At 65.6% G+C, this 9,964-nt stretch carries 10 protein-coding genes; 8 read left to right on the plus strand and 2 right to left on the minus strand.

What is annotated here, in order from left to right:
* Nucleotides 1-38 precede the first annotated feature (38 nt).
* The 8 genes from KQ305_RS04215 to KQ305_RS04250 all read left to right on the plus strand — a co-directional run bounded on the left by KQ305_RS04215 (nucleotide 39) and on the right by KQ305_RS04250 (nucleotide 8,592).
* Nucleotides 39-476: a phosphate-starvation-inducible PsiE family protein gene (locus tag KQ305_RS04215; protein ID WP_259724177.1), complete on the plus strand. Its 438-nt coding sequence runs from the start codon at nucleotides 39-41 to the stop codon at nucleotides 474-476.
* 318 nt (nucleotides 477-794) lie between these two features.
* Nucleotides 795-2,129 carry a CmpA/NrtA family ABC transporter substrate-binding protein gene (locus KQ305_RS04220; RefSeq protein ID WP_259724178.1) on the plus strand — a complete coding sequence of 445 codons (1,335 nt, stop codon included), beginning with the start codon at nucleotides 795-797 and terminating at the stop codon, nucleotides 2,127-2,129.
* 47 nt (nucleotides 2,130-2,176) lie between these two features.
* Entirely contained in the window at nucleotides 2,177-3,010 is an 834-nt protein-coding gene (ntrB, locus tag KQ305_RS04225; RefSeq protein WP_259724179.1) for a nitrate ABC transporter permease, read from the plus strand.
* Nucleotides 3,011-3,180: 170 nt separating this feature from the next.
* Nucleotides 3,181-5,178: a nitrate ABC transporter ATP-binding protein gene (locus KQ305_RS04230; protein ID WP_259724180.1), complete on the plus strand. Its 1,998-nt coding sequence runs from the start codon at nucleotides 3,181-3,183 to the stop codon at nucleotides 5,176-5,178.
* A 26-nt stretch (nucleotides 5,179-5,204) separates the two neighbouring features.
* Nucleotides 5,205-6,011, plus strand: coding sequence for a nitrate ABC transporter ATP-binding protein (locus KQ305_RS04235; RefSeq protein WP_259724181.1), 807 nt, complete (start codon nucleotides 5,205-5,207; stop codon nucleotides 6,009-6,011).
* Between the two features lie 97 nt (nucleotides 6,012-6,108).
* A complete protein-coding gene (locus tag KQ305_RS04240; RefSeq protein WP_259724182.1) occupies nucleotides 6,109-7,617 on the plus strand; it encodes a dienelactone hydrolase in 1,509 nt (502 codons plus the stop codon).
* Nucleotides 7,618-7,675: 58 nt separating this feature from the next.
* Nucleotides 7,676-8,281 carry an alpha/beta hydrolase gene (locus KQ305_RS04245; protein WP_259724183.1) on the plus strand — a complete coding sequence of 202 codons (606 nt, stop codon included), beginning with the start codon at nucleotides 7,676-7,678 and terminating at the stop codon, nucleotides 8,279-8,281.
* Between the two features lie 146 nt (nucleotides 8,282-8,427).
* Entirely contained in the window at nucleotides 8,428-8,592 is a 165-nt protein-coding gene (locus KQ305_RS04250) for a hypothetical protein (protein ID WP_259724184.1), read from the plus strand.
* Here KQ305_RS04250 and KQ305_RS04255 read toward each other — a convergent pair.
* Nucleotides 8,589-9,209 carry a hypothetical protein gene (locus KQ305_RS04255; RefSeq protein WP_259724185.1) on the minus strand — a complete coding sequence of 207 codons (621 nt, stop codon included), beginning with the start codon at nucleotides 9,207-9,209 and terminating at the stop codon, nucleotides 8,589-8,591. The genes KQ305_RS04250 and KQ305_RS04255 overlap by 4 nt on opposite strands.
* Before the next feature lie 38 nt (nucleotides 9,210-9,247).
* Nucleotides 9,248-9,784, minus strand: coding sequence for a hypothetical protein (locus tag KQ305_RS04260; protein ID WP_259724186.1), 537 nt, complete (start codon nucleotides 9,782-9,784; stop codon nucleotides 9,248-9,250).
* Nucleotides 9,785-9,964 lie beyond the last annotated feature (180 nt).

Consider the following 9,964-nt stretch of genomic DNA (forward strand, 5'->3'; position numbering starts at 1 on the left):
TCCTGATCACCATCTGCCTCTGACGGGTCCCGTTCAGGGTGAGGGTGCTTCAGCTGAGGCGAACATCATCCACCTATTGGCCAACGTGGGAGGTTCATGAAGTCATCGCCGACATCCACTTCGGCCTGATCCTGGTAGAGCTGTTCCGTCTGCTGAGCATCGACCTTCAGGAACAACGGGACTCGATCGGTGTGGCGGTTGGGAATGCCATCGTGTCGCTGCTGCGTGAGACGATCGTCCATGGCGCTCTGGAAACAGAAGCGCCACAGATTCTGGCGGCCGGCCTGTTTTTTTGGACGATGGCTCTGCTGATGCTGGTGAGTGTCTGGCTGCCGCCAACCTTTGCCGGCGGCAACCCCGGCCCAGGAATCAGCGCAGAGGTGCCATTCCGAGGATTTGACCGGCAACCAGAGGCTCATCTGCAGAGACATTTCGAAACAACTGGGCGCAGCAATCTGCCCTGTCCAGAGCCGTAATGCCTTGAGAACCAGTCGCTCCAGCACTCAGCCGCAGGATTGATAAGGCCTGATAATCCTCAGCATTGGCAAGCCTGCTTTGAATCAATACCCAGCATTCCAATCCAGCTACTAATGTTGCCGGACCCCAAGTTCGGAGAACTGCGGACCATCTGAATGCTCAAGTTAGAACCTCATTTGAAGCTCCATAGAGTCTCTATCATCGCCAGTCTAAATAGGTTTTTGTAATCACAGATTCCTCCATTTTGCCGTGGATTCACCTGGCCCAATTTCTTTCTGTGCCTTCCCATTCCTTCTCCCTCGTTCAAGCCAGAACACATGACCAGCCGCCGTCGTTTCATCACCCTGTTCGGTGCCGCCTTCGGCTCCTCCCTGCTGCTCTCCGGATGCCTCGGCAATCCACCCGATCGCAGCGGGTCCAGTGCAACCATCCCGAAGCCTGAGCCAGCCGCCGCCGCCAAGCTGGAAACCACCACGATCAAGCTGGGCTACATCCCCATCCTCGAAGCCGCCCCCCTCGTGGTGGGCGTCCAGAAGGGCTTCTTCGCCAGGCATGGCCTCAAGGTGGAGCTGGCCAAGCAGGCCAGCTGGCCGGCGGCCCGCGACAATGTGGTGCTCGGCTCCGCCGGCGGCGGCATCGATGGTGGCCAGTGGCAGCAGCCGATGCCCCATCTGATCACCGAGGGGATCATCACCGACGGCAAGAAGGTGCCCATGGTGGTGTTGGCCCAGCTGATCAGCCAGGCCAACGGCATTGCGGTCTCCAACAGCCTCAAGGCCGAGAATCTCGGCCTCGATCTGTCCGGGAGCGTGGACGTCTTCAAGCGTTTTCCTGAAAAGCAGGGCCGCAAGTTCCGGGCCTCCTACACCTTCCCCAACGCCAATCAGGACCTCTGGATCCGCTACTGGCTGGCCGCCGGTGGCGTCGATCCTGACAAGGACATCGAGCTGCTGACCGTCCCCTCCACCGAAACGCTGCAAGGCATGCGCAACGGCACCATGGAAGCCTTCAGCACCGGGGATCCCTGGCCGTTCCGGATCGTCTCCGATGACATCGGCTACCTGGCCGCCCTCACCGCCCAGATGTGGCCGGCCCACCCCGAGGAGTTCCTGGCGGTGCGCTCCGACTGGGTCGACAAGCACCCCAAGGCGGCGGTGGCGCTGGTGAAGGGCCTGATCGAGGCCCAGCAATGGGCCGACAAGGCCGAGAACCGCAGCGAAGTGGCGAAGCTGATCAGCTCGAGGGCCTACTTCAACACTCCCGTGGACGTGCTGGAGCCCGCCCTCAAGGGCGAGTACCTGCTGGGTGCCGACAGGAAAGCGATGAACGATCCCACGATGGGTCCGATCTACTGGATGAGTGATCGGGGCGTTATTTCCTATCCCTACAAGAGCCTGAGTCTGTGGTTCCTGGTGGAATCCCTGCGCTGGAACATGCACCCAGGCAAGCTCACCACGATCGAGCAGGCCAGGGCCCTGGTCGACAAGGTGAACCGGGAGGACATCTGGCGTCAGGCCGCCACCGAACTGGGGCTGCCCGCCAAGGACATTCCCACCGGTTCTTCCCGCGGCAAGGAGACCTTCTTCGACGGCATCGTTTTCGATCCGGAGAATCCCCAGAGCTATCTCAACAGCCTCAAGATCAAGCGCTGAAGCGCAACCCGCCGAGTTCCCCCCTCCTTCCCGTACCCACTCCTTCCATGACGATCACACCTCAAGCACCAACCTCCTCGCCATCCGGCCCCCTGCTCTGGTGGAAACGCCACAGCAAGGTCATCGTTCCCCCGCTTCTGGGCATCTTCGGCTTTCTGCTGGCCTGGCAACTGAGTGCCAGTCTGAGCCTCACCCGGCTTCCTGGCCCACTGAGCCTCTTCACTGAAGAGCGCACCCGTGACCTGCTTCTTTATCCCTTCTATGACAGGGGTGGCCTCGACAAGGGTCTCTTCTGGCAGACGATGGCGAGCCTGGGCCGGGTCGCCCAGGGTTACTTCCTCGCCGCCGTCGTGGGGATCGGTGCCGGCATCGCCGTGGGCCTCAACAAGACCCTGAACCGGGCCTTTGATCCGCTGTTCCAGTTCCTGCGCATGGTGGCGCCCCTGGCCTGGGTGCCGATCGCCCTGGTGATCTTCCAGAAGAACCAGCCGGCCGCCATCTTCGTGATCTTCATTACGGCGGTGTGGCCGATCCTGATCAATACCGCTGAAGGAGTGCGACAGATTCCCCAGGATTATCACAACGTGGCCCTGGTGCTGCAGATGTCAAAGAAGACCTTCTTCACCAAGGTGCTGATTCCTTCGGCACTTCCCTACATCTTCACCGGTCTGCGCATCTCCATCGGCCTGGCCTGGCTGGCCATCATCGCCGCCGAAATCGTGATGAGCGGCATCGTTGGCATCGGCTTTTTCATCTGGGATGCCTATCAGCAGAACTACGTCAGCGACATCCTTCTTGCCGTGCTCTGGATTGGTGGCATCGGCCTGCTGCTGGATCGCCTGATGGCCTGGATCCAGTCGCGCATCTCCCCAGGTCAGTGAGGCAGAACACCCATATGCATGCTCCGCCTTCGATCAGATCTTTGCAATGGCTCGAAGCCTGGATAGGAAACAAGCGCAACGTGCTCCGTTTCCTGTTGGCGCGGTTCCTGCTCATGACCGCCATGGTTCTGGCCTTCAGTGTTCTCTATCTCTCCCACTCGTGATTCCCCATGTCAGTACTCGTTGATGTCCAGAACATCGAAAAGGTCTTTCCCCTCAGTGGTGGTGGCCAGTACCTTGCCCTCAAGGGGATCGATCTGGAGATCCGAAAAGGGGAGTTCATCTCCCTGATCGGCCATTCCGGCTGCGGCAAGTCCACCCTGCTCAACATGATCGCCGGGCTGGATCTCCCCACCGCCGGCACCGTGCTTCTCGAGGGGGAAACGGTGAAACGCCCCGGCCCCGACAAGATGGTCGTGTTCCAGAACTATTCGCTGTTGCCCTGGCTCACCGTGCGCCAGAACATCGCCCTCGCCGTCGACGAAGTGATGCCCGACCTGGAGAAGGCCCAACGGGATGCCGTGATCGAGGAACACCTGGAGATGGTGGGGCTGACCCCTGCCGCCAGCAAGCTCCCCGCCCAGCTCTCGGGGGGCATGCGCCAACGGGTGTCCATCGCCCGCGCCCTGGCGATCAAGCCCAAGCTGCTCCTGCTCGATGAACCGTTCGGTGCCCTCGATGCCCTCACCCGGGGGAATCTGCAGGAGAAGCTGATGCAGATCTGCAACGAGCATGAGCTCACCGCCGTGATGGTCACCCACGACGTGGATGAGGCGGTGCTGCTTTCCGACCGGATCGTGATGCTCACCAACGGACCGGGTTCGAAGATCGGCGGCATCCTCGAGGTGGACATCCCCAGGCCCCGCGAAAGGCTCACGGTGGTGCACCACCCCAGCTACTACAGCCTGCGCTCGGAGATCATCTACTTCCTCAACCGTCAGAAGCGGGTGAAGCAGTGGCAGGCGCGCCCCCACAAGGTGCTGGCCCGCCACGGTCTGGAGAAGGTGAATCTCGACCTGGGCTTCATCCCCCTGGCCGCCTGCGCGCCGATGGCGGTGGCCGAGGCCAAGGGATTCTTCACCAAGCACGGCCTCGACGACGTGCATCTGGTGCGGGAGACCAGCTGGCGCGGCGTGGTCGACGGCCTGGTCGACAACACTCTCGACGCCGCGATGATGCCCTCGGGGATGCCTACCTGGATGACGGCCGGTGGCCATGGTGGCCCGCCCCTTCCGATCGTGTCCGCCCTCACCATCAGCCGTAACGGCAATGAGGTGACCCTCGCCAAACGGTTGGCGGAGCAGGGCGTCAGCACCGTGGAGGACTACCGCGCCTGGCTGAGCAGCCATGAACGGGAGCCGCACCGGATCGGCATCGTCCACCCCGCTTCGATGCACAACCTGCTGCTGCGCTACTGGCTGGCGGCCAACGGCATCGATCCGGACAAGGACGTGCACCTGCAGACCCTGCCGCCGGCCCAGATGCTCGCCGACCTCAAGGACGGCTCCATCGACGGCTACTGCATCGGCGAACCCTGGAACTTCCGGGCCGCCAGCAGCGGTCACGGCGTCCCGATCGTGGGGGATCTGGAGATCTGGTCGGGCCATCCCGGCAAGGTGCTCGGGGCCCGCGAAGACTGGGCCCAGGCCTATCCCAACACCCACATCGCCCTCACCAAGGCGCTGCTGGAGGCCTGCCGCTATTGCGCCGACCCTGCCCATTGGCAGGAGATGGGCGAGCTGCTCAGCGATCGGCGCTACCTGGGGATCAAGGCCGACCTGATCCGCTTCAGCGGCCAGCCGGGCGATTCCGGCTCCTTCGCCCCCCATGGCGAACCGCACCACCTGTTCTTCGGAGCGGGGTTGAACCGGCCCAGCCGCAGCGAGCACCTCTGGATCCTCACCCAGCTGGCCCGCTGGGCCGAGATCCCCTTCCCACGCAACTACGTGGAGATCCTCGAGCGGGTCTGCAGCGTGGGGGTGTTCAGCACCGCCGCCCGGGAGCTGGGCCTGGAGGACGTGAGCTATCAGCGCAGCGGCATCGAACTGTTCGACGGCCGCCCCTTCAACCCCGAGGACCCGATCGGCTACCTCAACGAGGTCTCCCTGCACCGTGATTTCAGCATCGCCGAAATCCCCATCGGCCAGCCCCGTGCCATCACCGCCTGATCCCTCCTCCGTTGCCCCTCTTCCCCATGATCACCACTGCCCCCCAGCCCCTGCTGCGCTTCGAAGCCCTGGGCAAGGTCTACCCCACCCCCACCGGCCCCTATCCGGTGCTGGAGAACGTCAACCTGCAGGTCGAGCAGGGGGAATTCATCTGCGTCATCGGCCATTCCGGCTGCGGCAAGTCCACCTTGCTGAACATGGTCTCCGGTTTCGCCAGGCCCAGCTCCGGCCAGGTGTTGCTCAACGGCACACCGATCGAAAAACCCGGCCCCGATCGGATGGTCGTGTTCCAGGGGTACGCCCTGCTGCCCTGGATGACGGCCTACGAGAACGTGTACCTGGCGATCGACGAGGTGAAGCCCGACCTCTCCAGCCGCGAAAAGCGCGAGATCGCCGTGGAGCATCTGGCGATGGTGGGCCTGGAGAAGGCCATGGACAAGCGCATTCCCCAGCTCTCGGGTGGCATGAAGCAGCGGGTGGCGATCGCCCGGGCCCTGGCCATCCGCCCGGAGGTGCTGATCCTCGACGAGCCCTTCGGGGCCCTCGACGCGATCACCAAGGAGGAGCTCCAGGAGGAGCTGCTGCAGATCTGGAACACCCAGAAATGCACCGTGCTGATGATCACCCACGACATCGACGAGGCCCTGTTCCTCGCTGATCGGCTGGTGATGATGACCAACGGTCCGGCCGCCTCGATCGGCGAGGTCATGACCATCGACTTCCCCCGGCCCCGCAACCGGGAGGACATCATGGAGGATCCGAAGTACTACGAGCTGCGCAACACAGCCCTGGACTTCCTCTACAACCGCTTCGCCCACGACGACGTGGCATGAGGCCGATGGGGCGGGCCGGGGCCGTTCGTTTCTGCCAGGATGCGCCCCCGACAGCGGGGTTGCTCTCTTGACGCGAACATCTCCGTCCCGGATCCCGGTGACCCTCGCCCTGGCCGCCGCCATCGCCGTTCCCCTTCCGGCGCTGGCGCTCGAGCAGATCGAGCTGAAGTTGCCGCTGCTGGACACCAGCTTCACCATCCGGCTGGCCGAACTGCGCGATCCCCGCAGCCTGCTGGCCGGTGACAGCGACCTGGCCGAGCTCGACCAGGCCACCCAGGGTGCCATCGGGCAACGGATGGTGGAACTGTTCAACACCCCCCTGCCCCTGGAGGCCCTGGATGTGGCCCGCCAGGTGGTCCCCTCACCCCTGGCCCAGCAGGCGCTGCTGCTGCTCTCCTCCCTCGGGGGCGTCGACGGGCTACCGGCCGAAGTCTCCAGTGACACCCTGCTGCAGGTCCTCGACCGGGCCGCAGGCCGGGGGGCCCTGACGATGCTGGGGGTGCTCCAGGCCATCCCTGGCCACACAGCCACCGTGGATGTCGGCAAGGGCGTGTTCCTGCTCCAGCGGATGAACGCTCAGCTGCGGGCCGCCGCCCAGCTGCTGGAAGGGGAGACCCCGGCGACAGTGGATCCTGCCCTGGCCGGACCGGGTGCGCTTGCCGTGCGGCGGGACACCCTGAACCTGCCGGTGACCTACCGGCCCCTGCCCCTGGAGGTGGTGGTGATCCGTCCGTCCCAGCAGGCCTCCAGCCGGCTGGTGGCGATCTCCCACGGGCTCTGGGATGGGCCGGAGAGCTTCGAGGGCTGGGGCCGGCATCTGGCCAGCCACGGCTACACCGTGCTGCTGCCCCGCCATCCCGGCAGTGATCGGACCCAGCAGCAGGCCATGCTCTCCGGCAAGGTGCCCCCGCCCGGCCCGGCGGAGCTGCGCCTGCGGCCCCTCGACATCTCCGCCCTGATCGATGCGGCGGCGGCGGGGCAGCTGGGGCTGCCGCCCGGTGTGAACACCGGTTCGGTGGTGGTGGTGGGCCAGTCCTGGGGGGCCACCACCGCCCTCCAGCTGGCGGGCGCCCATCCCAGCTCCCAGCAACTGAAGAAGCGCTGCAACGATCTGCAGGACCCCCAGCGCAACCTCAGCTGGGTACTGCAGTGCAGCTTCCTCGACGCGATCGACCAGGCGGCCCTGGCGGACCCGCGGGTGAAGGCCGTGGTGGCGGTGAGTCCGCCGATGGCGCTCCTGTTCGATGCCGAGACCTCCCCTGTGTTCCAGGGTCGGGTGCTGCTGGTGAGCGGCAGCCGCGACTGGGTGGTGCCCCCCGGCCCTGAGGCCATCGCACCGATGGCCCGCATCGCCCGCCAGGCCAAGGAGGGGCATCGCCTCGTACTGGCGGGCGGCGGCGATCACTTCAACATGGGCTCCACCTACGACCAGGGCGGAGGGCCCCTGCGGGGTCTGCTGCTGGGCTGGGTGAACGGAGCCTTCGCTGCGGGTCCAGGGGTCGCCCCGGGCGTTGGGGCCCCGGCCCTGTTGCCCCCGGATGGCTGGGGGGATGGGGTCCTGTCGCTCACCGACGTGAGCGGCCGGCTGCCGAGTTGGAACCCCTGAGCCGTCACGGCCCGCCGTCTGACCCACACTTGGCCCCCATGGTTCCAGCCCTTCCCTGATGTCGCCTCGGCCCTGCCTGCCGCCATCGACCCGCGCCTGGGGCGGAGCCGGCCTCGCCGCCCTGCTGACCCTGGCGGCCCCGTCGGCCCGGGCGGCCGAGCAGGTGGTGTTCGTCAGCGGAGCCTTCCGCCGCTCGATCCCCGTCGCCGACCTGGAGCGGCTGGCCCGTACGGGGGAGGCCGTGGGCCTGCTGGGGGATGCCCTGCGTCTGGGCGGCCAGGACCCCGCGGACGTCGCCAAGCTGCTGAACCACCGGGTGACGTTGCCGCTGGTGCTGACCACGCGGCTGTTGAGCACCCGTTTCGGCGAAGACGCCCTTCAGAGGCTGTCCGCCATCCTCTACCCCCTCAGAGCGCCGAAGCTGGGGATGGTGGCCCTGCGTTCAGCGACGATTCTGGGAATTCAGACCGGCTCAGGCACGCTGTCGGCGGTGGGGTTCCTGCGGGCCTATCCCAACGATGATCTGGCGATCAACCTGCCGGCGCTGCAGTCGGCCCTGCAGGGGCTCAGCGGCATGGGCAACGTCGTCAAGGAGTTCCTCGAATCGGACCTGGGTTCCAACCTCGAGCGGGTGAAGCAGCCCGGGGTACCGGCCAAGCCCTGAAGCCGGACCAACTGGAACACCGATTTCATCGTTGACCAGCCCTGAAGCAGCTGCAAGTTTTTCTTCACCGCCAACGCCTCCGACACCAACGCCGAATACCCGTGGAGGGGTTCATGCCGTTCACCGATGGGAGCAGCCTCCCGGTGATGACCCAAACCATGAATCCGCCGATCGGTACGGGCCGGATCTTCGGCACCTTCGCCGCCATTCCGGGCAAGGCGGCCAGCCAGATGAACATCAAGGTGGGCGCCGGCAACGACCCGGGCTCCCTGGGGGTCAGCTACCGCATCTCGGTGCAGGGTGGCCGCTAAGCCGCCAGTGCCATCAAGGCTTCGGATTCCGGCAGTGCCAGCCTCTTCAGGATCGCCACCAGGGCCCCCAGCTGGGGCCCCTCCAGGTGGAACAGACCCTGCTCGGCGCTGGCCTGGAAGCCACGGGTTGCCAGCACCTCGTGGATGGACTCACAGATCGCCCGGGCCTGGGACTCGGACTCGACGGCACTCATCTGAACCGTCTCCGGCAGGCCGCCGGGAGCGACAGGGCTGTGGCTGATCTCCAGCCGGAACCAGCGCCGTCCATCGGGCATCGGTTGCGCCGTGAGATGCAGAAAGCGGTGGCAGGCGACCAGGCGTCGGTCGACCGCCCGTCCCAGCTGCAGCGCCAGGTCACCATCGTGTTCGTCACCCAGGCCGATCTGGGCATGGAAGACAGCTTCAAGCCGCTGCTGCTCGGCATCGGAAGCTTCCCTCAGTCCGCGGGACACCTCGGAGCGGAGGTGCTCCTGCCAAGCATGGGCCACGAACACCGGCAGCAGGCTGAGGTCGTCTGCGTCGAAGGCCCGCAGGATGTTGCTCGGCAGGGTCGCCGGGCTGCCGTCGGGGGCGTGACGGAGCAACCATTCCTGCAGGGCCGTTGCCGGTGCCGCCATGACGTCAACCTTTTACTCAAGTTGTTTTAAGCCTAGCTTCATTCTGTGGCTTCGCCACATTCGAGACACCACAGGGCCAGGCCGCCACCGCGGCCCCGGGCCGCCAGCCAGCCCACGGACACCTCCGCCGATGGCGCAGGTTCGCCAGGAACTGGGCGCTGGGAAGCGATCAGGGCGAAGAACGGCCGACGCAACGGGTCAGGAGATGGCAGGGCGCGCTCGACCAACACCCTCCCGCCCAGCAGCAGCAGCAAGCGATCGAAGCTGAAGACCAGGAGGGGACGGCGGCCCTGCAGTTGGCCAACCCCTTCAAAACGAAGCTCCAGGGCGCCGAGGCGAACGCTGTTGACCAGCTGCAAGCCCCCAGCCCCTGTGCCTCCCTCGTCCGGCGCCAGCTGCAGGCGGGCCGCCAGACCCCGCAGCAGGGCCGCACCGATCGCCGCTGGCCGCAGGCTCCCCTTGCTCCAGATCCTCTCCAGTCGCCAGGAGCCGATCAGCGACGCCTGGCTCAGACCGCTGCCCTCCCGGCGACTACGTCGCTCACGCTCCAATAACCACTGGGCCTCGGGGATCACGGCGGAAAGCCTCGGGTGGCAAGAGGCCAACGGTAGGGACGGCCAGCCGACCAGCGGCCTGCCGCTTCGCAATCTCCAGCTGCTATTGAGAATCGCTTGCAAAAGGGGCGGCGGCGCGTCTAGGTTGCGAGCAGTTCGCAATAAGGGCGCTCCTCTCCGATGCGCTACCGCTTCCTCCCC

This window comes from Synechococcus sp. CS-1332, from assembly GCF_025127995.1.
In the GTDB taxonomy this organism is placed as follows: domain Bacteria; phylum Cyanobacteriota; class Cyanobacteriia; order PCC-6307; family Cyanobiaceae; genus Cyanobium.

What these genes read in the sequence shown, in the direction of transcription:
- ntrB (WP_259724179.1), top strand. Translation starts at nt 2,177, where the DNA reads ATGACGATCACACCTCAAGCACCAACCTCCTCGCCATCCGGCCCCCTG.
- KQ305_RS04235 (WP_259724181.1), top strand. Translation starts at nt 5,205, where the DNA reads ATGATCACCACTGCCCCCCAGCCCCTGCTGCGCTTCGAAGCCCTGGGC.
- KQ305_RS04250 (WP_259724184.1), top strand. Translation starts at nt 8,428, where the DNA reads ATGACCCAAACCATGAATCCGCCGATCGGTACGGGCCGGATCTTCGGC.
- KQ305_RS04255 (WP_259724185.1), bottom strand. Translation starts at nt 9,209, where the DNA reads ATGGCGGCACCGGCAACGGCCCTGCAGGAATGGTTGCTCCGTCACGCC.
- KQ305_RS04230 (WP_259724180.1), top strand. Translation starts at nt 3,181, where the DNA reads ATGTCAGTACTCGTTGATGTCCAGAACATCGAAAAGGTCTTTCCCCTC.
- KQ305_RS04245 (WP_259724183.1), top strand. Translation starts at nt 7,676, where the DNA reads ATGTCGCCTCGGCCCTGCCTGCCGCCATCGACCCGCGCCTGGGGCGGA.
- KQ305_RS04220 (WP_259724178.1), top strand. Translation starts at nt 795, where the DNA reads ATGACCAGCCGCCGTCGTTTCATCACCCTGTTCGGTGCCGCCTTCGGC.